This window comes from Streptomyces sp. NBC_00554 (assembly GCF_041431135.1).
Lineage (GTDB): Bacteria > Actinomycetota > Actinomycetes > Streptomycetales > Streptomycetaceae > Streptomyces.
The window spans coordinates 3,754,509-3,779,730 of the sequence record NZ_CP107799.1; the positions used below are offsets into that span (position 1 = coordinate 3,754,509).

Below are 25,222 nucleotides of genomic sequence, written 5' to 3' on the forward strand. Positions count from 1 at the left end.
ACCATGGCATCCGCATTCGAGTACGCACCGGCGCCCGAGTCCCGCTCGGTCGTCGACATCGCACCTTCCTACGGCCTCTTCATCGACGGAGAGTTCACCGAGGCGGCCGACGGCAAGGTCTTCAAGACGGTCAGCCCGTCCACCGAAGAGGTCCTCTCCGAGATCGCTCAGGCGGGCGAGGCGGACGTCGACCGCGCCGTGAAGGCGGCCCGCAAGGCCTTCGAGAAGTGGTCGGCCCTGCCCGGCTCCGAGCGCGCCAAGTACCTGTTCCGCATCGCCCGGATCATCCAGGAACGCTCCCGCGAGCTCGCCGTCCTCGAAACCCTCGACAACGGCAAGCCGATCAAGGAAACGCGCGACGCGGACCTCCCCCTGGTAGCGGCGCACTTCTTCTACTACGCGGGCTGGGCAGACAAGCTCGACCACGCGGGCTTCGGCGCGAACCCCCGGCCCCTCGGCGTCGCGGGCCAGGTCATCCCCTGGAACTTCCCCCTCCTGATGCTGGCGTGGAAGATCGCCCCGGCGCTGGCGACCGGCAACACGGTCGTCCTGAAGCCCGCCGAGACGACTCCCCTCTCCGCGCTGTTCTTCGCGGACATCTGCCGCCAGGCGGGCCTCCCCAAGGGCGTCGTCAACATCCTCCCCGGGTACGGCGACACGGGCGCGGCCCTCGTCGAGCACCCGGACGTGAACAAGGTGGCCTTCACGGGCTCCACCGCCGTGGGCAAGGCGATCGCCCGCCAGATCGCGGGCACCAACAAGAAGGTCACCCTCGAACTCGGCGGCAAGGGCGCGAACATCGTCTTCGACGACGCCCCCATCGACCAGGCCGTAGAGGGCATCGTCAGCGGCATCTTCTTCAACCAGGGCCAGGTCTGCTGCGCGGGCAGCCGACTCCTCGTACAGGAGTCGATCCAGGACGAGTTGCTGGACTCGCTCAAACGCCGCCTCTCGACGCTCCGCCTCGGCGACCCTCTCGACAAGAACACGGACATCGGCGCGATCAACTCCGCCGAGCAGCTGTCCCGCATCACCACGCTCGTCGAGCAGGGCGAGGCCGAGGGCGCCGAGCGCTGGTCCGCCCCCTGCGAACTCCCCTCCTCCGGCTACTGGTTCGCCCCGACGCTCTTCACGAACGTCACCCAGGCGCACACCATCGCCCGCGACGAGATCTTCGGCCCGGTCCTGTCCGTCCTCAGCTTCCGCACCCCGGACGAGGCGGTCGCCAAGGCCAACAACTCCCAGTACGGCCTCTCCGCCGGCATCTGGACGGAGAAGGGCTCCCGCATCCTCGCGGTCGCGGGCAAGCTCCGCGCGGGCGTCATCTGGTCCAACACGTTCAACAAGTTCGACCCGACGTCGCCGTTCGGCGGCTACAAGGAGTCGGGCTTCGGCCGCGAGGGCGGCCGCCACGGCCTGGAGGCGTACCTCGATGTCTGAGAAGTCGGAGAAGTCCGAGCAGAACCGTCTGAGCGTCTTCAAGACCTACAAGCTGTACGTGGGGGGCAAGTTCCCCCGCAGCGAGAGCGGCCGGGTGTACGAAGTGACGGACTCGAAGGGCAAGTGGCTGGCCAACGCCCCGCTCTCCTCCCGCAAGGACGCGAGGGACGCGGTGGTCGCCGCCCGCAAGGCGTTCGGCGGCTGGTCCGGCGCGACGGCGTACAACCGCGGCCAGGTCCTCTACCGCGTCGCGGAGATGCTGGAGGGCCGCAAGGACCAGTTCGTACGCGAGGTGGCCGACTCGGAGGGGCTCTCGAAGTCCAAGGCCGCGGCGGTCGTCGACGCGGCCATCGACCGCTGGGTCTGGTACGCGGGCTGGACCGACAAGATCGCCCAGGTGATCGGCGGCGCCAACCCGGTGGCGGGCCCGTACTTCAACCTCTCCACCCCGGAGCCCACCGGCGTGGTCACCGTCCTGGCCCCCCAGGAGTCCTCGTTCCTGGGCCTGGTCTCGGTGATCGCCCCGGTGATCGCGACCGGCAACACGGTGATCGTGATCGCGAGCGAGAAGTCCCCGCTCCCGGCGCTGTCCCTTGGCGAGGTCCTGGCGACGTCCGACCTGCCCGGCGGCGTCGTCAACGTCCTCTCCGGCAGGACGGCGGAGATCGCCACGCCGCTCGCCGCACACCAGGACGTCAACGCGATCGACCTCGCGGGCGCGGACGAGGTACTGGCGAAGGAGCTGGAGATCGCGGCCGCGGACAACCTGAAGCGAGTTCTCCGTCCACAGGCTGTGGATTACTCCGAGACGCCCGGCATCGAGCGCCTCACCGCCTTCCTGGAGACGAAGACGGTCTGGCACCCGACGGGCGCGCTCGGCGCCTCCGGATCGTCCTACTAGAACGAACGAGGGCGTACGAGGATCTTGGCGCCCTCCGCCGACTCGGGACCCCGATCCGTGTCCCCGGGGTCCCGTTCACGAGAGAGCCGCGCCTCCCCTCCGTCCAGGGGAAGCGCGGCTCTCTTCTCGTTCAGCGCAGCAGCCCTGCCGCCTGCCCGAGCACCGGGATGCTGCCCACCGACGGCGCCTGCGCCAGCGGCCTCGTCAGGGCCTGCGACGACAGCGGCTTGAAGTCGGCCAGCCTGCGGAGCCGGAGCGTAACAAGATGTCCAGTAAAGGGACTTCCGGGATTTCACCCTTCCTGGCCCAACGCAGTCCGTGTCGCGCCCCCGTGACGCGTCACGCGCGGTCGGCAGGAGACTTTGACTGTTCCTCTGGCGAAGGCCTCATCCGTGGCCTTCCCGGACCACACATACGCCTCACCCGGCTTGAGTGCCGCTAGTTTCTCCGGGTTGAGCCCCGACAACGCCGCGTTGACCTTCTGCAGGTGTTTCAGCCAAGCCGGCGACGTGAACCTGTGCAGCACCATGTGGGTGGAGAGTTCGATGAGCTCGGACGGAACGGACGGCGGATCCTGGCTGGCCACGAGCACGGACATTCCCTTGTGCCGCATCTCGCGCACGCTGGACACAAGTCCCGCCACCAAGTCGCCACTGTCGGCGTACTTGTGCGCCTCGTCGAAGACAACCAGCTTGTTGAACGCGCGCCCCTGGTCAGTCGCCTCCGAGAACAGGTGCATCAGGACGACGAACAGGCTCAGCGCGTCGCTCTTCTCGATGTCGTCGGAGCGCAGGTCCACGATGATCAGACGGCCGGGACGCGCGAGGTCCTTGATACGCGCCGAATCGTCGATGAAGTCGCCAGCGAGATCCAGCCGTTCCCGTGCCCTTCTCTTCAAGTGCTCGTCGAGACTCGACTCCTCGATCCCACGGCGAACCGCGTCCAGAGTCAGGTCGGAGCGGTTCGCCTTGATGATCCTGCCAATCTGCCGGATATAGCCGGACTGGTTACCGACAGCCCCCATGAGGAACTTCCAGTGAGCGATCTTCAGTTCGGAAGCGGCGAAGGCCAGAGGATGCACGAGGACGCCCGGATACCGCGCCTGGCGCTCCTCCACGTATTCCTCGGGAACGAGCAGTACGACATCTGCCAGGGCGGCGGGCTGCGCCCCGTACCGTCGGTGCAGGGCTTCCCGTTGCCCCTCGTCGTTGTTGGCATGGATCATGCTCAGGAACTCGGGCTCGTACTCCGAGGTCTCGCTGTAGTGGAAGACGATGCTCGCCAGTGGGCTCGCCAGCCGGTTGACCCCTGGCATCGGCAGACTCGCCATCTCCAGCACCGATCCCAGCGTGTAGCTCTTGCCGCCGCCCTGCACTCCGAACAGGCTGATCGCGTGGGTTTCGTTGAGGTCTAGGGCGACGGTGCGCCCTGCACTCATACCGAGCAGGCCGAACTGCTGCGATGGCCGCGAAACGCCGAGGACGATGTCCGGGTCCTTGGTCTGCGGAGCATCGGACGCGACGTCGGACGAGTTGTCCGACGTCCTCTCCCCCGGGCCGGGACCCTCCGCGGCAGCCTCTTCGGCCTCCGGGGCTCGCTCCGGCTCGGCTTGCGCGTCGCCCTGCACGGCCTCGGTCCCGCCGACGGCGCCGGTGTCGACGGCCGAAGGGGCGTCGACCGCCGGGAGTTCGGGCGTGTCGTCGTCGGGATCGTCGGACAGGGGAGCGGGTTCCTCAGGAATGTCCCGGGTCCGCGGGCGCGGGCGCAGCTGGACGGTGGCCGTGGCCGGGACGGGCTCCCCGTCGTGCGCGCTGAGATCCTCCAGCCCCGGTAGAACGGGCTCGTGTGTCGCGACGTTCCCTGCGGCGGAGTCCTCCGCCGCGGGCCGGTACTCCGTCTCGATGTCATCGAGCAGCCGCACCGCGTGGTCGCGGCCGATCCGGTGGAAGGCCACCCCTTCCTCGTGATCGGTGTCGAAGCCGTCACTGGAGAGGTCGAACACGAGGCCGGTGCGGGTGAATTCCAGGCGGTAGCCGTGGTCGAGGCGGTCCAGCAGCCAGCGTGCCTCGGCCATCGCGCGCTCGCCGAAGAGGCCGTAACGGCCCGCGCGGGAGAGGTACTTCTCCAGCAGCGTGCGCAGCGCCACGTTCTGCAACGGGCGGTCGGTCCGTCCTCGGACCGGGTCGAACCGCTCGGCGATGATCCGCTCGGTGTTCTGAGTCTGGCGGATGATGTGCTGGCGTCTGCTCTGGTAGGCACTGAGGCCGCCCCATGTGTGGCACTTGACCTCCAGCAGGCGGCACACGATGGTGCGCCGCTCGGCGTCGAGGTCGAACAGGGCGAGGTCGGTGCGCTGGAGCCGGACCTCGGTGTCCCCGGCCGCCGCCCGGCCGCGTTCCTCCGCGTACAGCTCGGGGTGGGCGTCGAGGGGGACGAGGATCTGATCGTGCAGTGCGTCGCGCGCACCGAGGTACCGGCGGGCGAGGGCCAGGCCGAGGACCTCGGTACGATGGTTCTCACCGAGCGCGGCGAGTTTGAACACGAGGCTGCCGGACAGTTCCCGCAGCTGGTCGAAGAAGGTCCGCACGTGCCGTTCGGGGATGCCGAGCGACCGGTCGGCGAGCACCGGGCCGAGCAGGGCTCGCATCTCGTCCAGTGACCGGGAGGAGACGACGATCTGGTGACCGAGCCCGCTGTGGGACGTGGTGGTGTGGTCGATAACGTACTCGGTGCGTCCGGGCCGCCCGTGGTCGAAATACTCGGCTCCGAGGGTGCGGTCCACGGTGACAACCCAGTCGCTCATCCGGTGCACGTCGTGCAGGAGGGCCCGGTCGTCCGGGGAGAGGCGGACCGTTATCTGCGGCAGCATGCCCGGCCGGTGTTCGCCCGCGCTGGCCGCGACCAGGGCGGCGGACAGGGTCCGGGGCAGGGCCGCGAGCAGGTCGCCGGTCGTCTCGGCGCCCCTCAGCGGGTCGGTGACGCCGTGCCGGGGCCGACGGGTCCACTCGACGCTGTCGTCGTCCTCGCGGTAGTCGCCGCTCATCTCCTGGACGAGACCGTGCACGGCGACCCGTCCGGTGCCGTCGTGGCCAGGCGCGATGTCGTGGCTCTCCCCGCCGAAGGGGTTGAACAGGAAGGTGAGGTGGGCCGGGAAGTCGTCGGCCGCCTTGAGGAGTTCCTCCGCATCGCGGATCACCACCGACAGTTTGGGCCGCAGAGGATCCCCCTGCGTCGCGAACGCCTCCGCGGCGGCGGAACGCGGACCGCTCGACGGAACCATCAGGTCGGTGAGCGCGGACCCGGTCCACGGGTCGTCCGGCGCGGCGGCGAAGAGCCGCACCGTGTAGTGGAGGTGGGACAGGTGGCGGCGCTCCTGAAGCGCGACCAGCATGTCGGCGAGGAGTTCGCCGTGGCCGGCCCCGAGCGCGTTGATCACCAGGCTGTCGGCGTAGGGGTGGAGGCGGATGTACTTCTCCACCCGGTCGGCGAGTTCCGTCCCGGTCACCCCGCCCGCCGCTGCCGCCGCGTCGACGCCGAGCGCGCCCGCCACCCGGGCCAGGGCCTCTCGGGGGTCGTCGGCCTCGCTGGGCAGGCACACCTGCCAGTAGTCCGTCAACGGGCTGCTGGCGAAGGCGAGTTCACCTGAGTCCAGCGGTACGGCGAGTGGGTAGCCCAGGGGTGCCAGCTGCCGTTCCAGACTGTCCAGCCGTGCCTTGACCACGCCCGCCGGGGCGTCGTGGAGCTGTTCGAGCCATTGGTCGGCGAGGGCCGCCTGTCCGCTCCACCACAGCATGCGCAGCGGATGGGTGGGGGCGACCAGGACGACGGTGCGCCGACTGCCGTCCGTGTCGTGCAGGTGGACGGTGAGGGTGTCGGTGCGCAGCAGGCTGTGCAGCCGCGCCCGCCGCTGGTCGGTGTCGGGCGCGCCCGGCCGGTCCAGGGCCCGCAGGCAGGCGGTGACGGCGGTGAGGTACGCCTCCGCGTACGCCTCGACGGCTGCCCGCAGCGCGCGCGGATCCGCGCCCTCCACGACCAGGACGTCCGACGCGCCGTCCGTGGCCTCCGGCAGGGCGAGCCGGCCGAAGAGTGCCGCTCGTGCGTGGAGGTAACCGGAGAGGGGTCCCTCAATCCGTGGACCGTCCTCCCACTCCCCGGATTGCACGGAAAGCCGGGCGGCCCCGGCCGCGTCCACGTCGATCCGCGGCCCCTGAAGGGTGTTCGGGGCCCGCAGGATGTGCTGCTCCGCTTCGGCCAGGAGCCGTGGCAGGTCGATGGTGACCAGTCCCGCAGGTCCGAAGGAGGCGCGCAGTGAGCGGGTCTTCACGCTGCTGCCGCGCGGGCCCCAGCCGGTCTCGCGGCACTGCACACGGGCTGGGTCGCGGCCTTCGGCGAGCGCGGTGAAACGCAGTCGGTTGATCGCCTGGGCCAGGCCGGGCGCGTGGTGGCCGCGTGGGGTGGGCGGCTCGTCGAACTCGCCCTCGGGGACGACGTAGAAGCGGTCGCTCTCGTACGGGCGGCGGCCCGCCGTCTGTCCGCTGCCCGCAGCGGGCATGGGGTCGTCGTTCCCGTCGAGCGGGGTGACACGGACGAAGTGCCAGCCTTCCTCCCAGTCCGGTGCCCGGCGCCCCTTGCGGAGTTTGATGCTCGCCTTGTGCTGCGGCTTGTTCCGGGGACCGGCCGGAACGGTCACCGCCAGCCCGGTTGGGCTGGCCAGTGCAGCGCCCACGTCGCCGCCGTCCTCGTCTCCCGGCTCGTCGCCGGTCTCGGCGCAGATCTCGACCTTGAAGCGCTTCAAGCCCGTGACACCCCGCTGATCGCGGTCAACGGAGAAGGTGACGGGGAGGGAGGAAAGGCCTCCGGGCAGGAGGTAGGGCTGGCCGAAGAGCCGGTCGAGGGCGGGGTGGTTGCGCTGGTCCTCCGTGTTCTCCCCGGCCTTGGGCAGCGCGGTCAGGTCGTCGACCTCGATGCGTACGGTCTGGTCGGCCGGGTCGTTCTCCTGCGGCCAGTGGTGGAAGGCGAGCGGCCAGTTGTCGGGATCGGCGGCGATGGCGCGGCACCAGTGCCCGGGGTCGGACAGGCCGGTGTTCGCGGCGAAGTCGACGAGGCGGCGCAGGAATCGCTGGTGTTCCTCGGAGTTGCGAGGCAGACCGAGGGCGAGGACCCGCTGCCGGTCGGTGGCGGGGCCGTCGGTGAGTTTCTCGACGGTGCGCCGGTTGCGCTGGATCTTGGTGACCAGGAGGGAGGGGTCGGTGAAAAGCTGAAAGTCCGGGATGAGGCCCAGCAGGTGAACGGCGGCTCCGGCGGCCTGCGGGTCGTGCTGGTTCTCGCGCAGGGTGAGCAGGTAGCGGGCGGCGGCCCGATCCGAGGCGTCGGAGGTCTCCGCGAGCAGCCGTTCGACGCTGGTGCGCAGGGACTCGGGCACCGCCTTGAGCAAGTTGCGCCTCAGCCGGGCGTGCACCTCGTGGAGGGAGACCTCCTCGAAGGTCGCGACGGAGAAGGAGTCCTCCGCGCTGGCCTTGGTGCCGGGCGGCACGAACACCAGGAGCACCGGCCTGAGGCGGCCGTGTTCGTCGGGGTTGCGCAGTTCGACGAGCTTGGTGCTGGTGATGGACGTGTCGTCGCCGTCCGCGGGGCCGGCCGCGAGAACGTGCACCTGGGCGTCGGGGACTGCCTGACGCAGGCCGCGGGAGAGGCGGGCGGCGAGTTCGGCGTCGAGCCCGCCGACCCGCATGCAGTGGCCGGCCTCGCGAGTGCGCAGCAGGTCGGCGAGGCCCGGCAGCGCGACGTGTTCGAGCGCGCGCCGCCAGTCGGTCTCGGTGATCTCCACCAGTCCGCGTTTCATGGTCCCGCTTGTCATGCCGCCGTCTCCCCCGTCTGCCTCTCGCCTGTCCTGCCGCTGCTGTCCCTGTCGACTCTGGGGCCGTTCCTCCTACCGTCCGCCCGTGGTCACCGTGCCGTCCTCGGTAACGGAGAACCTGGGGGTGATCACCTGGGTGAGATAGGCGTCCGACAAGTCGTCGTAGAAGCCGATCTCCCGCATCCGCGTGGTGAACGCCTCGGCATTGGCCCGAAGAGCGGACTCCTCCTCCAGACCGGCCGGGCCGAATCCGTCCGCCGTGGGCAACCGGTCCACGTACAGCCCGTACCGGTCGCGCAGCAGGGCGAGGAACTCGTCGAGCCGGAGCGAGACGGTGTGGTGGGTGTACGGGGAGGAGCCGCCGCGAGGGTTGAGGCGCAGCAGCGCCACCTGGACGAGCACCTCCAGCAGCGCGCTGTCCAGGACGAAGCGGCGTCGGCCTCCGTGGGGCTGCGCGATGGCGGCGCCGGGGCGGTTCTTGAGCAGGAGGGAGTCGATGGCCTGGAAGATGTACTTGTGGTGGTAGGGCCCCCGGTAGGCCATCAGGACTTCGAGGTACTTCTCGAAGGGGGCGAGGCCCATGGACTCGTCCAGCAGGGGCCGGACCTCCTCGGGTTGCTCGCTGACCGGGGTGTCGTCGAGGATCGCGGTGAGCCGGGAACCGAAGAACTCGTCGCGCGTCTTGCGGTAGTCGTCCGTGCCGAAGCGGAGGAGCTCGGGCACCGTGAAGTGCCCGAGCGGGGGGCGGCGCTCCTTGCCCTGGCCGACGAGGTGTTCCGCGAACTCGTCCAGCTTACGGACGGTGTAGGAGGCGCGCACGAAGTCGGGGATGCGGCGCAGCCAGTGTTCGGCGCTGTGCTCGGCGAGCGCGGCCGCGGGGGTACCGGGTACTCCGGCGACATCCACGAAGAGCCCGACGCGGAAGGGGCATCCGGCCAGCGGATCCTGCGCGGTGGCGGAGGCCGGGCAGCGGTCGTGGCCGCAGGCCGGGTCGGCCGCCGACCGTGCCACGGCGACGGGCAGCAGCTTCATGGTCTTGAACTGGCCGAGGGCGAGGTGGAACGCAAAGAGGATCTTCAGGTACTCGACCATGGTGATGCGCGGCAGCAGATCCTTCAGGGACAGCAGCCGTACGACGTCGTCAGCGAGGAGATCGGCCTGCCCCACGCACAGCGGGGGTGCCGAGTACCAGCCTTTGACTGTGTGCGGGCTGTCCGCCTTCACCTGACTGTTGAGGTGCAGTACGGCCTGGGTCTCGATGTCCACGGGCGTCTTCTGCGCGGAGGCGGGAGCCGCCGCGCCGAGTCCGGTGAAGAAGAACGCCCGAAGTTGCTCCAGCGCGAGCGCCCCCAGAGGGCCGCGCGCGTGCCGCAGCATCTCGTACAGCTGGGCATCGGCGCCGTAGGGCCGGGAGTGTCGGCTGCTGCGGAACCTGTAGGTGAGTCCGTGCAGCGGGCGCAGGCCGGCCACCTCCTGGGTGGGCTTGCCCCGGTTGACCACGTCCAGGAGCTGGGTCTCCACCCAGCGGCGGGCCATCTCGGGGTGCTCCGCGAAGCCCTGGAAGCGGTCGACGTTGACGGGATCGGTGAACTCGTCCGCGAACTCCTTGACGAACAGGTCTTTGCGTCGCACCAGGCGGCTGGTGAGGCCCTTGTGGTTGAGCCGCATGAGGAAGCCGGTCAGCACCCGGTCCATCTGCACACGTTTGAAGTCCAGGTAGGAGACGCCGAGATGCTTGAACTCGGTGTCACGGCGGCGCAGTGCCATCAGCGTGCTCCTTCTGGGGCCGGATCCGAGCCCGTGTCCGGGGGTGTCGTGGGTCGGGCGACAGGGGCCAGGCGCAGGGCGCCGTCCGGGAGCCGACGCAGCCGGTGGGGCGGTGAACCGGGTGCGTTGAGGAGGACCTCCTGGTAGGAGGTGGCGGCCAGGGCGTTCTTGAAGACGGCCAGGGCGAGGTTCTGGCCCTGGCGGTCCTCGACGCCGGGCTGGTGGCCGCGGTGCAGCCGGTCGAGCAGTTCGTACAGGTCGAGGCGGACCGTCAGCTGGGCGCGATGGGCGCGGCCGTCCTCGGGGTGGTGGCGTACGACGAGTTCGCGGGGACCGGTCTCGACGTACGGCGAGGCGGGCGGGCCGTCGACGCCGATGGTGAAGTGTTCGGCGGGGAACAGCCGGTGGCTGCGCACTGTGCCGCCGGGGACGGCCCTCACCTGCAGCGCGAGGTCCCGGCCGTCCGCCTGGCCGAGTCCGCGCGGCATGCCCTCGCCGCGGCTGACGGCTTCGACGATCCTGGCCAGTTCCTCCCGACCCGGCTGTCCGCCGGCGAGCAGGCGCAGGAAGCGGTCGGCCGCCTGGTAGGGCAGGAGGCTTCGCCAGCGGGTGTCGTCGAGGCTCTCGAAGTAGAAGCGGCGCCGGGCCGCTGCCAGGTAGGCGCGGTGAGCGGTGACCTGGGCGCTGTCGGCCTGGTGGGTGCGGGGCAGGGCCTCGAACGCGTCGGTGAGGAGGCGTTCGTCGAGGTCGCCGCGCTGGTCGAAGGAGACCAGGGTGTGTCCCGCGGCTGGGCCGGTGTAGTCGAGCCGCCGGTCCAGTTGGGGGTCGGGGACGGCGGCGACGTCGAGGTCGCGCAACTGGGCGAGCAGGCGGTCGCGTTCATCCGGTCGCGGTGCGCCGGCGGGTGTCCGGCCGGGGAGGGCGGAAGTGCGGGTGCCGCCACCGGACGCCGCCTGTGTGTCCGGGCGGCCACCGGTGTGGATGCCGGTCCAGCTCGTGAAGTACAGGCTGTCGAGGATCTCCTGGGCCGCCTCGGGCTCCTCGCGCGCATACAGGGCGTGGATCTCGGCGCAGTCGCGGCCGGAGGTGAGGGTGTAGGCGAGGGCGGAACGCAGGTCCCGCAGCGTGATGTGGAGGCGTCCGCGCAGGTGGGCCATGCGGTAGAGGGTGGCGAGGCGTTCGGCGACCTGGGTTCCCGCGGTGGGGTGGGCGAAGGTGCGGGCGTTGTGCAGGGCGTAGCAGCGCGGGGCGAGCGCGCAAGAGCCGCAGGCCTGCCAGTGCCGTTCGTCGGTGAGGACGGCGACCATGCGGTGCATGATCGATCCGGTGCCTTCGGGGTCGGCGAGGACGTCGCGGGCGTTGAGGTTGACGACGGCGATGCCATGGGCGGCGCGGCCGGTGGTCAGCCCATCCCGGACGGTGTCCGCGAGCAGCGGGTAGCGCTCTTGGTGCCGAGTGACGAAATCGACGAGGCGCCCCTCGTTGACGGCGACGAGCCGGGTGGCGTCGGCAGGCCAGTTCTGGGCGGTGGCGCCGCTGTAGGGGGCGAGGAAGGTATCGAGAACGGTGTCGTTGTCGGTGTCGCCCTCATCCTGGCTGCCGTCGTGGTTGGTGTGGAAGGAACGGCCGTCGAGGGTGAAGTCGTCACCGTTGGCGCGTGCTTGACCGAATCGGGCGCCACGGCGACGGGCCTCGTCGGCGAGGTGCTGGAGGAAGGCGGTTTTGCCGTCCCCGGCGTTTCCGGTGATGAGGACGAGGCGGTGGCGGCCCGCGAGGACGTCGGGGCGCAGCCGGTCGTCGAGGGCGGTGGCTACGTACAGGGGATAGGCGGCCGGGTCGAGGCCGCGGGTGCCCGCGTTGGTGCGACCGCTCTGGCTGTACAGGGTCTGGAGGTGGCCGACAAACGGGTTGGAACTGGCCTCGTCCGCGTCGCCTTCGGCGGGTGCGGGCCGCCGAGGTTCCTCCTGCTCCGGAGCGGGCGGCACGAGGCGCACCTCGCGGACGGCACCAAGGGCGGCGCGGAACTCGTCGGCGTCGCGGTAGCGCTCGTAGCGGCGGGGAGCGAGGGCGCGCAGCAGGACAGCCGTGAAATCCGGGTCGAGGTCGGCGAGGCCGGGCAGGCGACGCGGGTCGAGGGGCTGCCCGCCCCGCGGCGGGGTGCCTCGGCCCTGCCACGGGTAGCCGCCGGTGAGCGCCTCGTAGGCGGAGATGCCGAGGGCGAACAGGTCGAGGTCCGTGAGTTCCTCCCGGCTGGGCCGGGTGAGGCGGGTGGCCTCGGGGGCGAGGTAGCGGGGCGAGCCGAGGGTCGGGGTGAGGGTGGAGTCGGCGGAGACGGCCGCGTTGAAGTCGAGGATGCGGGCGCCGTCAGCGGTCCACAGCAGATTGCTGGGCTTGATGTCGCAGTGGAAGACCCCGCCCGCGTGCAGGTGAGCGAGGCCCGCCAGGCAGTCGTCGAGGAGCTTGCGCACGTCGGCGGGACCCAGGGGTCGGCCCTGGTCGAGGACGCGCTTGAGGTCCTGTCCCTCGGCGAACTCCATGCGCAGGTAGGGGAAGTCGCCCTTGGGCAGGAACTCGGCGTCGATGAGCCGCACGAGGTTGGGGTGCGGAGCGATCCGGCGAAGGATGCGGTACTCGCTCACCAGGCGTTCGCGTACGGAATCCCGGTCCCTGGTGATGATCTTCAGGACCTCGTCGGTGTCGTCGAGGGTGTTGAACACCCGGTAGACGACGCCGAACTGGCCGTGCCCGAGCCGGGAGCGCACCCGGAACCTCTCGGTGAGGCGGAACCCCTCGGGTAGGTCGGTGTAGCTGTGTGGGTCGTCCCAGTCGAACGGGTCGCCGGACTCCTCGCCTCCCCCGCCCGGCCCTCGGACACGGGCACGACGCGTGTCGGCGCGGGCGAGCTGCTCGATGGCCTCACGAGCGGGCGGCCGGTCGCCAGGGGCGGCGGACAGCAACTCCCGGATGACCGCCTTGAGTTCGGGGTCGATCCGATCGGCGTCGTCGAGGCTGTCGAGCGGGGTGCCACCCGAGCCGAGGGCAGGCTCCTCGCCGGTGTACAGCTCGTGGAAGAGCACCCCGGCCGCGTACAGGTCTGTGGCCGGGGAGAAGATTCCGGGCCGCTCGTGGCACTCGGGGGCCAGGTAGGCGGGCGACTGGTGCGCGTACGCCTCGATGCCCCGGGACTCGTCACGCGGGCGCGGCGGACCGGGGTGGGCGTAGTCGAAGCCGGTGAGCATGGCGGTGCCGTTGCGCCCGATGAGCACGGTGTCCGGGCTGAGGTAGCGGTGCACGACCCGGTGGGCGTGCGCGACGGCGAGACCGCCGAGCACCCCGTCCACGACCCGCCGCCGGGCGTCGGCGCCGAGCGCGCCCTGTCCCCGGGCGTCGAGCCTGACCCGCAGCGCCTCGGCGAGCACGTCCTTGAGGACCACGGCGTACCCGTCACCCTCGTCCAGCGGGAAGGACGTCTCGCACGGCACGATGTACGGGCTGGACGGCAGCTTGCTGAGGGCCTGGACCGGGTTGCCGATGCGCGCGTAAGCGGTCGACCGCTCGCCGTCGGGCAACAGCGGGTCGACGGAGTGCGCCTGGAGGATGCGCGTCCCCGACCGGGGCTGGTCGGCCAGCCGCACCCGGTACACCGAGACCCGGCGGGCCGGATCGCCGTCCTGGTCGGCGAGGTCGGCGGGGGACGCCTCGTACAGGGCCTCCACGACCTCGTAGTGCCCGAACCGGCGCGGCCCCGACGGCGGCCGGGTCTCCGCCTGGAAGACGCGGGCGATGTCCTCGCGCAGCGCGGAGATGTCGTCGCCGGGGCGCCTGTTGTGCTGGGGCGGGCGGTGCCGCGTGATGAACGGCACCAGATCGTCGAGGTGGTACGTGCTCGCCTCGTCGCGGCCGTCCGGGTCGTGCAACGTGGCGCCCTGGTACGGCAGGATCACCAGCCCCTCGCACCACACCGATCCCAGCCCGGCACTCGCCGCCCGGGACCGCGCCAGCAGGTCACCGGCGACGCGCGCGTGGTTGCGGATCTTGCGCGCCGGGCTGGGGAACGGCGCGCCCTGCGGATACCAGCGCCCGCCGCGCACCTGGACCCGGCCGTGCACGCCCTTGGTATCGGCCAGGTAGACCGCGTGATCGGCGATGATCGCGAGATCCACCTCGAACATCGGCCGACCCGGCCCGTACGGCAACTCGAAGTTGGCCACGACGATCCAGTCGTCCGGCGCCCGCTCCCGCAGATGGCGCAGCACCATGCGCTCGGCCTCGTTGGCCGGCTCCCCGATCGGGATGATCCGCGCCATCGCCTGCCCCCGCTCCCCGTTCCACCCCGTACGTGTCCCAGCGCGCGACGCCCGTGCCCGGGTATCCCCACGGCACATGCGTCGACACCTGTGTCACGGAACACTCTAGGACGCCCCACTGACAACGCGTCGCGAATCGATCACACGGGGCCATCGGACGGTCACTCGAAGCCGCCTCGAAGCTCAGAGAACCTCCCCTCTGCTGCGGGCGTTGGCGTCGGCAACCCGCGCCCACATCAGGGCCGCCGCCTGCTCGCGGACGTTCAGCGGCTGCACGTCGCCGGGGCGCGCGGTCCACTCCGTGCCGCCGCCTTCGGGGCGCAGCCACACGAGCCCGTCCTGGTGGTCCATGACGATCCCGCGCCTCTCCTGCCGTGTGTCGTGGGCGAGTTGGCCGACGGGGAGCCGGGTCTCCTCAAGCTCGGCGCGGTCGGGGCGGGGTGTGCGGGCGGTCGCGTCCGTATCGCCGGTCGTCGTACGTTCTCGGGATGCCACAGGCGTCTCCGTTCTCGCTGTGCGTACTCCCAGCGAAACGGTCGGCGGCCGCCGTCGGACAGGGTGACGGTGTTCCGAGCCGAGTTACGGAACAGCCCCCACCTGCCCTCTTTCACCGTTCGCGCCCGCACTGTCACCGACCGCGACTACCGTGGACGGGGTGGCGCCGTTCCCTCGGGACCACGGAACGGAACGGAACGGCACGCCCGTCCGCACGGCACACGGCGAGGGAGCACCGACCATGAGCCAGCCCACCCGAGACCTCGAACCCGCGAGCTCCGCCCGCGACCTGTACGGCGTGGAACTGCGCCGCCAACGCCAGTGCGCCGGGTTGTCGTTGGACCGGCTGTCGGACGTCGTCAACTACAGCAAGACGCATCTGCATGGGGTGGAGACGGGGGAGCGGCTTCCGTTGCCGCCGATCTCGGAGAAGCTGGATGCGGCGTTTGGGACGGGGGAGTTGTTCCAGGGGTTGTGGGGAACGGTTAAGCGGGAGCACACGCCGAGGCGGTTCGATCACTGCTTGGAGCTGGAGGCGAAGGCGGTGCGGATTCAGGAGTTCTGCGCGGGCGTCATCCCCGGGCTGCTCCAGACTCCGGCGTACATGCGCGCGCTGTTCACCGAAGGCAACCCAGGAATGCCCCCCAAGGAAATTGACGGCTTGGTGGCCGCCCGCCTGGGTCGTCAGGAAGTCCTGCGGCGTGACAACTCACCAGACGTCTGGTGGATTCTCGGGGAAGCAGCCCTACGGCAGGCTGTCGGTGGTCCGGCGGTGATGCGTGAGCAACTTTCGGCGCTGCTTCCGCTCGTAAAAACGCGCCACACGGCAATCCAGATCGCCCCGTTCGAAGCGGGGGCGCTCGCTCTGATGAACGGCACGCTTGTCCTTCTCACGCTTCCGGACAACTCCACCACCGTGTACCAAGAGGGCTTCGGGTACGGAGAGACCTTCGACGACCGAGACACCGTCATGCGGCGTATGCGAGGGTACGATCACATGAAGGCAAGCGCGCTTTCACCAAGAGAGTCCGCAGCGCTGATCGAAGCGACGATGGAGAAGTACCAGCCATGCGAGCCACCCCGGACCTGAGCGCCGTCCGCTGGCGCAAGTCCTCCTACAGCGGGAACGAGCAAGGGGACGCCTGCATCGAGGTCTGCGACGGCTTCCCCAGCACGGTCCCCGTCCGCGACAGCAAGAACACGGCTGGCCCCGTCCTGGTGCTGGGCGGCGCGGCCTGGCAGCTGTTCGTGGACAACATCAAGAGCGGCTCCCTGTAAGGCGGTTACGCGGAACGGGCCCTGAAGATGTTCCAGGACCCGTTCGGAACAAGTAGCCCGGCGAGCCGCTCAGCCCGTCACGGCCTCCTCCAGCTTCGCGAGCGCCAAGTCCTCCTTGCGGTCGGCCTCGTCACGCTTCTTGTAGGCGGCGCGGACGGTAGCGGCGATGCGATCGCGGTCGGTCTGGGTGAGGACGGGAACAGGGACGTTCTTGCGCAGCTCCTCGTGGAGGTCCTGCTGTTTACCGCCGACGGACATGGACCTGAGCAGCCGGAACATCGGCTCCGACCGGAGCAGCGCGAACAGGTAGGCACCTGAAAAGCGCGGGTCACCCGGGATGACACGCAGGAAATGCTGGCTGTAAGCGTGGTCGAGCCAGGAACCCGTTACCAGGAACGGACGGCAGAACACCTCGTTCTCGCCGAGCGTTCCCTGCGCCGCGATCATCACGGTCTCGTCCGTCGCGAAGATGCCCGGCGGCGCTTGATCCGAACTGATCCAACGCCCCTCCGGCCGCAGCCAGAACGCCTGGCGCTGACCAATGAGCCGAACGGCACCGTGGCCGGGCTCCGCGTCGATGCGCTTGAAGCGCACCCCGGACCCCAGCATGCCCCCCTCACAAACCTCCCCCAACGACACGCACTCCCGCTCCTCCAACCGCTCCAGGATCCTCCGGGCTCTCGGCTGGAAGTTGAGCGCCCGCAGGCTCGTCGCCGTAACGCCGGGCTGCGCGAACCCTAGGTCCCGCCCCCGCTCATGCCACCGCAGGTCCAGCAGATCCTCAATCTCGGCCGTATGAAACAGATCCCGCGTCGCAACCTCAAGCCCCGCCTGGGACTCCGCCCTCAACTCGGCCGCGCCTTGGATGAGTTCGTGGATCTCGTTCTCCACGGCGTCCCCGAAGCGCGGTACCGGCAGGTCCTCGATGTGGTGCGGCTCGATGTGCTTGACGGCCGATCCGTACACCCCTTCCTTGACGAGCACTTCACCAAACCGACTGGCGAGGAAGGCGTACAAGTACCCAGACTGGATCTTGTCCTGATCAGGTGCGACCTTGATGACGTGCTGCGAGGACCAGGCACCGGCCATGTCCGGACGCGCGTACGCTCTCCGCCCGGCGTTGAACCCCGAGCAGGCGATCAAGGTCATCCCGGGCTCAAGCTTCAGATAATGCAGCTGCCTCGACTCTGCATCGATCTTCCTGAGCCGGGGAACCCCGCCCAGGTCAGCGACGAGCATGTCCTTGCTACCGATGAACGGCACGCTGTGGCCGGGATCGGTGAGGTACACCCGTTTGAACATCGGCCCGTTGAAGATGCCCCCAGCATGCCCCGCCGTGACCTCCTTCAACGGAACCTTCTCCACCGGTAGCCGCTCCAGCAGCCGCTGCGTCGTGAACGCCCCCGACAGATAGGGCTTGGCGTCCAGCCGCAGCCCCTGCCGAACCATCCACCCCCGCCGCGCCGGATTCCCCGCCTCGGCGACCTTCACGCCGTCTCCCCCTTCTTCCAGGGGAGCTCATGCCCATGCTCCTTCAAGAACTCGTGGTACGAGTCGATCACGTTGGGCCGCACGACGTCCTGCGCGCCCCGGTCCCGCAGGGCCATGAGGTCGTTGTCCGGGATCCGCTTGCGCCGCTCGATCTGCCGGGGGACGACGACGTTCCCGATGTAGATGTCGTCGTTCTCCGTGTACTGCTGCCACTCGTACTCGCCGCGCGCGTCCCGGACGTACAGCCGGTTGCCGCGCCGGTCGTGGCCGACCTTCTCGACGACGGCCATGAACACCGGATAGTCGGCGGGGCCGTACAACCGCTCCTCGGTCTTCTCCTGCTCGGTCTTCTTCCGCAGGAACAGCATCGTGGTGAGGATGTTGACGCCGGCGCCGAACACGAAGGGCTCCACGGGGAGTTCGACGCTGGCCATCACCCAGCACTCCTCAAGGATGTACCGCCGTACCGCCTCGTCGTCGGGGCCGGGGTTGGACAGGATGCCGTTGGGCAGGACGATCCCGATGCGCCCGCCGGGCTTGACCCACTCCACACACTTCTGCACGAAGAGCCGCTCGGGCGGGACGGAGGATGCCTCCTTGCCGCGCTTGAGCGAGCCGTCGCCCTTCTCCTTGTCCTTGGTCCAGTCGTAGGCGATGCTTGCCTGCTTCTCCCCGCCGAACTCGTCCGTCCGGAACAGCTCCAGGGTCGACCCGGTGACGGGAATGTCGGTGCCGAAGGGCGGGTTGGTGAGCAGGACGTCGACCTGTCCGATGCCGACGCGGTTCTCACGCTCCATGGCGGGCCCGTGGCCGGGCTTGTCCTGGCTCCCGCGGGGGAACCTGAGGGAGTCCACCTGGAAGGTGTTGCCCTTGGCCTCCGTCAGCATCATCAGGCCGAAGGAGGCGGCGCGGGTGAGGAAGGGGTCGAAGTCCATGCCGAAGACCCGGTCCTTGGCATACCGCGCGAGTTCCGGGCGGTACTTCGTCTCTTCCTCGGCCTTCTCCTGCACGGAGAGGCCTCGTCCGAAGTCGGGCAGCGCCTCCCGGTGAAGGACATGCAGCAGCGTCTCGCGCAGGAAGCCGCCGGTGCCGCAGCACGGGTCGAGAACGGTCTCGTCGAGCTGGGGGTCGAGCAGTTCGACCATGAAGCGGGTCGCGACGTTCGGGGTGAAGTACTGGCCGCGGTCACCGCGCAGGTTATCGCCTACGAGTTCCTGGTAGGCGGTGCCGAGCGCGTCGAGGGAGGTGCCGAGCAGGGTGTACGTGGACAGTTCACCGGCGATGAAGGTGAGAGCGGCCTCGTTGAGAGTGAGCCGGTCGTACTCGCTGAACTCGTCCGTATGGTCCTTCTTGAACTCTTCGAAGAGGTCCTTCACGCGCTGGGCGACGGCGGGGTTGCCCGCGTCGCTCTTCGCCAGCTCCACCAGCTCCGTGGTGTCGACGTAGAAGCGGGGGTCCTGTCCCTCCCGCACCAGCTTCTCGTCGTGCAGCTTGGCGAACAGGACGTAGAGGAACTGCCAGAACGCGGCGTCCTTGGGCAGGCCCTCGTTGCCGTGGATGAAGTCGTGGCAGCGGCGGAACGCGAACTTGAGCATCGTCTCGTCGGCACTGCGCATGATGCCGAGCGAGGAGATGTTGCCCTGGGCGTCGAAGAGGGTGGCGTCGCCGCGCGGCCAGTTCGCCAGCGGCAGGTACTCGTCCTCGAAGCGGTTCGGGTCGCGGCGGATGAAGTAGAGGTCCTTGTCGTCCGTCCACATGCCGTACACGCACTCGGGCCCGGCCGCGTGCATCAGGTCGGCGACCTCGTCGATCTGTTCCTTGGCCCGCGCGAACGTGCGGATCTTGGAGACGGTACGACTGTCGTTGCGGGGCGGCTTGATGACTACGATCCGGCGGATGTCCTCCCGCTTGGGCTCCGTGCCGGGCTTGATCGAGCCGTGCTCGAAGATCGCGATACTCGCGCGCTTGCGCGACTTGCGGCCGGTCTTCCGATTCTCCACCTGGAGCGGGAAGTCGGCCCGCATGTCGCGCGGGTCGATGCCGTACTGATGGACGAGCGCCCGGGCGATGCGCTGCCGGACCTCCTCCATCGGGGTGTGCTTGACGACCTTCTCGCCGGAGATGTAGTCGAAGATCTCGTCGTCCTGGAGCTTGCGCGGCCCCGCGCTCTCCTCCGACGCCGACTGCGCACGCCCCCTGCCGGACGCCTTCGGCCTCGCCTTGGCCGACGGCGCCGGCCTCCGCCCGCCCTCTCCGGGAATGTCGAAGCCCAGCTGTTCCTCACTCATCGCGCCCGCGTCCACCTTGTCCCGTATCACCACGCTTCACACCGCCTGCGTCATCCGGCGGCATCGCCCAAGACTAGGGCAGCGCGGAACCGGTTCCTCTCCGTTCCACGTCGAACACCTGCCGTCACGCCCGCCAGTCGCGTCAGTCGGCGGCGCCGCCGTTCTCCCTCAGCCCCTTCGCGATGTCGACCAGCGCCCCGAGCTCCGGCACATGCCAATGCCGGGTGCCCTGCACCTGCTGATCGTTGCCCATCGCCGTCCGCCGCATCAGACGCACCAGCGTGGAGGGGGCGTACGCCTTGCCGTCCGCAGCCCACACGAGCGGCTTGACCTTGTTGTTCTGCCAGGTGGCCCGAGCCCTCGTCGGGTCCTCCTCAATCCACCGGGGCAGCTGCCTGCGCTCCGGACCGGTCACCGGACGGAACTCCAGGACCGTCCCGTCCTGGAGGTGCTCCGCGTCGACGATCACCCATACCGCGTTGGTCACACGCCCACCGGTTCCGGGCTCTTGGTCCAGCCTGGACTCCGCGTCGCTGGGCGGTTCCTCGTTGCCGAGGACCCGGGCGTACAGGCCATCGGTCACCAGCAGGGCACGATCCTCAGCCCGGACCGCCGTACCGAGCTGGCTGTTGCGGCCGTACGCGCCGTCGATGACGATCACCATCCAGGCGAGGGCGCGCCGCACCCGGTCCGGCACCTCGGCGAGACGTGCCTCCCACGCCACGTCCGCCTCCTTCTCCTCATCGAGGTCCGCGACGCCCATCGCCCGGTAGAGCACATGAGTGATCAGCAGATCCCCGTAGGAGGCGGCACCCGCCAGGCGGCCGATGGCACTCTCCTTCTCCCGTTCCAGCGCCTCCCGCACCTCGCGCAGCATCTGGACGCAGCGCCACACCCGATGGGCGGTCGGCTGCGGCCCGAAGAGCTGCCGGTAGGTGCTTGCTCCCCACAGGGCCGAGGCGTCCCGCTTGGCCTGAGCGGCGAGAGCGGGAGAGTGGGCGGCGGCGAGGGCGATGGCCGCCTCCTCCATCGTGCACCCCTCGTCGTGGGCAGGGTCGGGCTCCCCACGCTTGATCACGTACTGGAGGCCCAGCGAGAGTGCGAAGTCGTGCCGGAGATCGAACTGTTCGGGCCTGCGCGACCGGAAGTCCCGCTCCTGGGTGGGGTTCTGGGTGTTGGCGGCCACGGTGACACGGTCACCGAAGTCCTCGGGGCAGTCCTCCAAGGAGATGATCCGCACCAGAAGTCGCCCAAGGGCGGCCTTGCCGGGCTTCTGCCGCATCGCGCGGTGCACGGCGCTCACCGTCTGCGCTCCGTTGATGAGACTGGCGCCCTCCAGCCGGAAGCCGGCACCGGCCCCCGCCACCGGGGCACCCTTGCCGTGCTTGCGGATCCGGTCGCAGAGCAGCGTGATCCCGTTGCTCAAGTACCAGAAGTGTTCAGGCTCCTTGACCAGGGTGGCGCGAATCTTGTCGTTGACGTCGCTGACATCGAGAGCGTCGCGGATGTTGCGCGCCGTGAGGTGACGCCCGTGATCGTCGTACCACCCGGCGACCGCCTCGGCGGAGACCGTTCCGTAGTAGGCGGTGTAAGGGGAATCGATTTTCCCTACGCCGTCGACCTGCACGTCCAAGTCGACCTTCCGCTCGGCATGCTCGCCCAGGATCTCCCGGTGCAGATCGCGCAGGTTGATGACCTTGAGCTCCACGAGGTCGTCATCGAGGTTGTGCTTGTCGACCACCTCGTTGAGGAAGTCTTTGGTGTTCTGGTGCAGATCGGTGCCGGTCACGAGCGCCAGCACCAGGGTCACCTTGGGCGAGGGGCTGTTGAGCGCTGCGTCTATGGCGGCCGAATGCCGGTCGATCTTGCTGCCGAAGCGATGGAACTCCAGTTCCAGCAGGTAGTCGAGCCCACGCATCAACGCGGCGGCATCATGCTCGCCGAAGCCGGCCTCACCCTTGTCACTCCACTTCGCCTGCACAAGGGTGACCTGCTGCCGGTCGCCTCGCTGTTGCACCGCGACCGCGTCGATGCCCTTGTCCGTAGAGCTGTCGATCACGGATCGGGCAGCCTCTTCGTCGGAACATGCCGTCTCGATCTTGACCGCCAGCGCGGCCACCGCACGGCTCAGGAACATGTGCTCCTCATCCGGCCGCTCCGCGACATCCTCCATGTCGACCAGCGACCGGAACCGATCAGTCAGCTTCCTGCGCAGGTTCCGGACCTGAACCGGGTACGCCACGGGTTCCCCCCGACTTCATGAATTCATTCGAGACGGCACGCCCTTCCGAGCGCCGCCGCCGACGAGGCTATCCCGGCAGCCGACAGGTGTTCCTTCCGTTTCGACGGAACGCCTGGATCCCTGCACAGCAGCCACGCCCGCATATACATACAGTCGAATGAATTGCACACAAGAGTAATCTCGTGCCACCATGTGCACATGGTTGAGATCGCCATCAGCGCCGCCCGCTCCCAGCTCGGCGACTTGGTCCGCCGCGCCGCCCACGGCCGCGAGACCATCGCCCTCACCGACCACGGCCACGTCGCCGCCCTCCTCGTATCACCTCAGGTGATAGAGGATTTCGAGGACGCCCTCGCCCTCGCCGACTATCAGCGACGCAAGGCCGAGGGAACGCTTGAGCCGGGCATCCCCATGGCCGAGGTCCGCAGGCGACTGGGGCTTGAACAGCAGTGACCTACGAGATCATCTTCGAACCGCGCGCCCTCGACTCCGCAGTGCGGTTCCTGAAGGAAGACCCGAGTGGTCTCGCTCTACTCCTCGACACCATCGACAAACTGGCCCATGACCCTCGGCCAGCTGCGTCGATTCCCTACGGATCACCCGACGTCCGCCGGCTGCATGTCGGCGACTACCGGGTTCTGTACGTCATCGAACACAACGTGATCCGCATCGTGATCACCCACCTCGGCCGCACGGCTTGAGGGTTCAGTCAAACAAGAGAGCCGCGCCTCCCCTCCGTCCAGGGGAAGCGCGGCTCTCTTCTCGTTCAGCGCAGCAGCCCTGCCGCCTGCCCGAGCACCGGGATGCTGCCCACCGACGGCGCCTGCGCCAGCGGCCCCGTAAGAGCCTGCGACGACAGCGGCTTGAAGTCGGCCAGCTGTGTGGCGACCCCGTTGTCGAGGGGGTCGACGCCGGTGCCCGCCAGCGGGTTGGGCTTGAGCCCCGCGACCGGCCCTGTGACGTACCCGACCGTGCCGGTCAGCGCGCCCAGACCCGCCTGAGGGTCGATGTTGCCGATCGAGGTGGGCCGGGTGCGCACGACGTCCACAACGGGGTCCGCGTCCGCGACGGCCGGGGCGGCGACGGCCGCACCGGCAGCAACGACCACGCCGGCCGCGGTGGCGATGCGCGCGGTCCTGCGCGCCATGGTGGTCAGCTGGTCTGCGTGTCGCGCCATCACATTTCCTATTCGGAGAGCAACTTGATTGACACGCAGAGTAGTTGACTCGGGTCCTCTTCCGGGCGGTCCTGGCGGCTGATTCCCCTGTGCGGCCCAACAGGCATATCAGCGCCAGTCCCAGGAACAAACAAACACAGAAGATCAGTCGGCAGAGACCATGCAGACCATTCGCGTGACCAAGCCCGGCGACGCCTCCGAACTCCACGTGGAGGAGGTTGAGCCGCCCCGCCCCGGCAGCGGCCAGGTCCTGGTCCGCAACACGGCCGCCGGCGTCAACTTCATCGACGTCTACTACCGCGACGGCACCTATCCCGCCGAATACCCCTTCACCCCGGGCCAGGAGGGCGCCGGAGTGGTCGAGGCCGTCGGCGAAGGCGTGACGGCGTTCACTCCGGGCGCCCGCGTCGCGTACGCCACCCAGCTGGGCGCGTACGCCGAGTACACCGTGGTGCCCGAGGACAAGCTGATCCCCGTCCCCGACGGCGTCGACCTGACCGACGCCGGCGCCGTCACCCTCCAGGGGATCGCCGCGTACTACCTGACCCACCAGACGCACCCGGTCGCCAAGGGCGAGACCGTCGTGGTCCTGGCCGCGGCGGGCGGCCTCGGCCGACTCCTGGTCCAGCTCGCCGTGGCCCGCGGAGCGACCGTCATCGCCGTCACCTCCACCCCGGAGAAGGAGCGGATCGCCCGCGAGGCAGGGGCCCAACACACCGTCGGCTACGACAGGTTCAACGAGTCCGTACGCGAACTGACCGGCGGAAAGGGCGCCCAGGTCGTGTACGACTCGGTGGGCGCCGCGACCTACCTCGCCGGCCTGCGCAGCCTCGGCCGCCGGGGCACGCTCGCGCTGTGCGGCCTGTCCAGCGGCGCGGTGCCGCCCCTGAATGTCGAGCTGCTGCGCGACGGCGGGTCGCTGTTCCCGACCCGGCCGACCATGAAGGACCACGTGTACGACGCCGAGACCCTGCGCGCGGCGGGCGGCGCCGTCTTCTCGTACGTGGCGGACGGCGTCCTCAAGCCCCTGGTCCACGCGTCCCTCCCGCTGGGCGAGGCCGCCAGGGCACACCGCCTCCTGGAGAGCCGCGCCACCACCGGCAAGCTGCTGCTGACGCCCTGAACTCCGCGTCGGTTTTTTCCGTGACGGAGCCCTCGCCCCACTGACCGGAACAAGGGTCCCGCGGCAGGGATAATGTCCTGGACGTTGCCGGCAGGCGGCGAGGCCAGGTCGAGTCAGAGAAGGAACTGAGAATTGGGTTCCCATCCCCCGATACCCACCCGTGTGGTGCTGCTCTGCGGCCCCTCCGGCTCTGGGAAGTCCCTTCTCGCGGCCGACTCCGGCCTCCCCGTGCTCCGCCTCGACGACTTCTACAAGGAGGGCACGGACCCGACGCTGCCCCAGGTGGAGGGCAGCGCGGACATCGACTGGGACCACCCGCTGTCCTGGGACGCGGACACCGCGGTCACCGCGATCGAGGAGCTGTGCCGCACGGGTCGTACGACCATCCCCGTGTACGACATCGCGCTGAGCGCCCGTACGGGCACGGAGGCGCTACACATCGAGCGGACTCCGCTGTTCATCGCGGAGGGCATCTTCGCCGCCGAGATCGTCGGGCGCTGCCGGGAACTGGGTGTGCTGGCGGACGCGTTGTGCCTGTCGCGCGGCCCGGTGACGACGTTCCGCCGCCGCTTCCTGCGGGATCTCAAGGAGGGCCGCAAGTCGGTCCCCTTCCTGCTGCGCCGCGGCTGGCGCCTGATGCGCGCCGAGCGCTCCATCGTGGCCCGCCAGACCGCCCTCGGCGCGCACCCCTGCGACAAGGACGAGGCCCTCGGCCGCCTGACCGCGGCGGCGGCCGGCCGCTGCTCGACCCCGCGCCCGGCAACGGCGTAGCGCCCCGGACGTACGCACACAACGAAAAGAGGCCCAGGCGGACCCCCCAGTCCGCCTGGACCTTTCTCGTTTCCCCCGTGCTCCC

General features: G+C 69.5%; 16 protein-coding genes. 8 read left to right on the forward strand and 8 right to left on the reverse strand.

Annotation, left to right across the window (positions count from 1 at the left end):
• Nucleotides 1–3: 3 nt before the first annotated feature.
• Both OG266_RS16180 and OG266_RS16185 read left to right on the forward strand, forming a co-directional pair.
• A complete protein-coding gene (locus tag OG266_RS16180; protein WP_266455361.1) occupies nucleotides 4–1,440 on the forward strand; it encodes an aldehyde dehydrogenase family protein in 1,437 nt (478 codons plus the stop codon).
• Nucleotides 1,433–2,341, forward strand: a complete 909-nt coding sequence (locus OG266_RS16185; RefSeq protein WP_371546389.1) for an aldehyde dehydrogenase family protein — start codon at nucleotides 1,433–1,435, stop codon at nucleotides 2,339–2,341. Before OG266_RS16180 ends, OG266_RS16185 begins: the two co-directional genes overlap by 8 nt.
• A 292-nt stretch (nucleotides 2,342–2,633) precedes the next feature.
• On the opposite strand, the gene OG266_RS16190 is transcribed toward OG266_RS16185, so the two are convergent.
• The 4 genes from OG266_RS16190 to OG266_RS16205 all read right to left on the reverse strand — a co-directional run bounded on the left by OG266_RS16190 (nucleotide 2,634) and on the right by OG266_RS16205 (nucleotide 14,767).
• Nucleotides 2,634–8,198, reverse strand: a complete 5,565-nt coding sequence (locus tag OG266_RS16190; protein ID WP_371546391.1) for a hypothetical protein — start codon at nucleotides 8,196–8,198, stop codon at nucleotides 2,634–2,636.
• Between the two features lie 72 nt (nucleotides 8,199–8,270).
• Complete coding sequence (locus OG266_RS16195; protein WP_371546392.1) at nucleotides 8,271–9,965, reverse strand: hypothetical protein; 1,695 nt, start codon at nucleotides 9,963–9,965, stop codon at nucleotides 8,271–8,273.
• Nucleotides 9,965–14,272 (reverse strand): protein kinase, encoded by a 4,308-nt coding sequence (locus tag OG266_RS16200; protein WP_371546394.1) that lies wholly within the window; start codon nucleotides 14,270–14,272, stop codon nucleotides 9,965–9,967. The genes OG266_RS16195 and OG266_RS16200 overlap by 1 nt, the downstream gene beginning before the upstream one ends.
• A gap of 183 nt (nucleotides 14,273–14,455) precedes the next feature.
• Nucleotides 14,456–14,767: a hypothetical protein gene (locus tag OG266_RS16205; RefSeq protein WP_371546396.1), complete on the reverse strand. Its 312-nt coding sequence runs from the start codon at nucleotides 14,765–14,767 to the stop codon at nucleotides 14,456–14,458.
• A 241-nt stretch (nucleotides 14,768–15,008) separates the two neighbouring features.
• Between OG266_RS16205 and OG266_RS16210 the strand changes: the two genes are divergently transcribed.
• Complete coding sequence (locus tag OG266_RS16210; RefSeq protein ID WP_371546397.1) at nucleotides 15,009–15,857, forward strand: helix-turn-helix domain-containing protein; 849 nt, start codon at nucleotides 15,009–15,011, stop codon at nucleotides 15,855–15,857.
• Nucleotides 15,836–16,045, forward strand: a complete 210-nt coding sequence (locus OG266_RS16215; RefSeq protein ID WP_371546399.1) for a DUF397 domain-containing protein — start codon at nucleotides 15,836–15,838, stop codon at nucleotides 16,043–16,045. The genes OG266_RS16210 and OG266_RS16215 overlap by 22 nt, the downstream gene beginning before the upstream one ends.
• A gap of 69 nt (nucleotides 16,046–16,114) precedes the next feature.
• Here OG266_RS16215 and OG266_RS16220 read toward each other — a convergent pair whose 3' ends face one another.
• The 3 genes from OG266_RS16220 to OG266_RS16230 all read right to left on the reverse strand — a co-directional run bounded on the left by OG266_RS16220 (nucleotide 16,115) and on the right by OG266_RS16230 (nucleotide 22,066).
• Nucleotides 16,115–17,536: a restriction endonuclease subunit S gene (locus OG266_RS16220; RefSeq protein WP_371546401.1), complete on the reverse strand. Its 1,422-nt coding sequence runs from the start codon at nucleotides 17,534–17,536 to the stop codon at nucleotides 16,115–16,117.
• The gene (locus OG266_RS16225) at nucleotides 17,533–19,824 is read right to left on the reverse strand and encodes an N-6 DNA methylase (protein ID WP_371546403.1); all 2,292 of its coding nucleotides are present in this window, start codon (nucleotides 19,822–19,824) and stop codon (nucleotides 17,533–17,535) included. The genes OG266_RS16220 and OG266_RS16225 overlap by 4 nt, the downstream gene beginning before the upstream one ends.
• A gap of 142 nt (nucleotides 19,825–19,966) precedes the next feature.
• Complete coding sequence (locus tag OG266_RS16230) at nucleotides 19,967–22,066, reverse strand: AIPR family protein (protein WP_371546405.1); 2,100 nt, start codon at nucleotides 22,064–22,066, stop codon at nucleotides 19,967–19,969.
• Nucleotides 22,067–22,264: 198 nt separating this feature from the next.
• Between OG266_RS16230 and OG266_RS16235 the strand changes: the two genes are divergently transcribed.
• Together OG266_RS16235 and OG266_RS16240 are read left to right on the forward strand one after the other, a co-directional pair.
• Nucleotides 22,265–22,519 (forward strand): type II toxin-antitoxin system Phd/YefM family antitoxin, encoded by a 255-nt coding sequence (locus OG266_RS16235; protein ID WP_371546407.1) that lies wholly within the window; start codon nucleotides 22,265–22,267, stop codon nucleotides 22,517–22,519.
• Complete coding sequence (locus tag OG266_RS16240; RefSeq protein ID WP_371546409.1) at nucleotides 22,516–22,767, forward strand: type II toxin-antitoxin system RelE/ParE family toxin; 252 nt, start codon at nucleotides 22,516–22,518, stop codon at nucleotides 22,765–22,767. Before OG266_RS16235 ends, OG266_RS16240 begins: the two co-directional genes overlap by 4 nt.
• Nucleotides 22,768–22,832: 65 nt before the next feature.
• On the opposite strand, the gene OG266_RS16245 is transcribed toward OG266_RS16240, so the two are convergent.
• A complete protein-coding gene (locus OG266_RS16245) occupies nucleotides 22,833–23,243 on the reverse strand; it encodes a hypothetical protein (protein ID WP_266455366.1) in 411 nt (136 codons plus the stop codon).
• Between the two features lie 160 nt (nucleotides 23,244–23,403).
• Between OG266_RS16245 and OG266_RS16250 the strand changes: the two genes are divergently transcribed.
• Both OG266_RS16250 and OG266_RS16255 read left to right on the forward strand, forming a co-directional pair.
• A complete protein-coding gene (locus OG266_RS16250) occupies nucleotides 23,404–24,366 on the forward strand; it encodes a quinone oxidoreductase (protein ID WP_371546412.1) in 963 nt (320 codons plus the stop codon).
• A 132-nt stretch (nucleotides 24,367–24,498) separates the two neighbouring features.
• Nucleotides 24,499–25,137: a uridine kinase gene (locus OG266_RS16255; protein ID WP_266455368.1), complete on the forward strand. Its 639-nt coding sequence runs from the start codon at nucleotides 24,499–24,501 to the stop codon at nucleotides 25,135–25,137.
• Nucleotides 25,138–25,222: the final 85 nt, after the last annotated feature.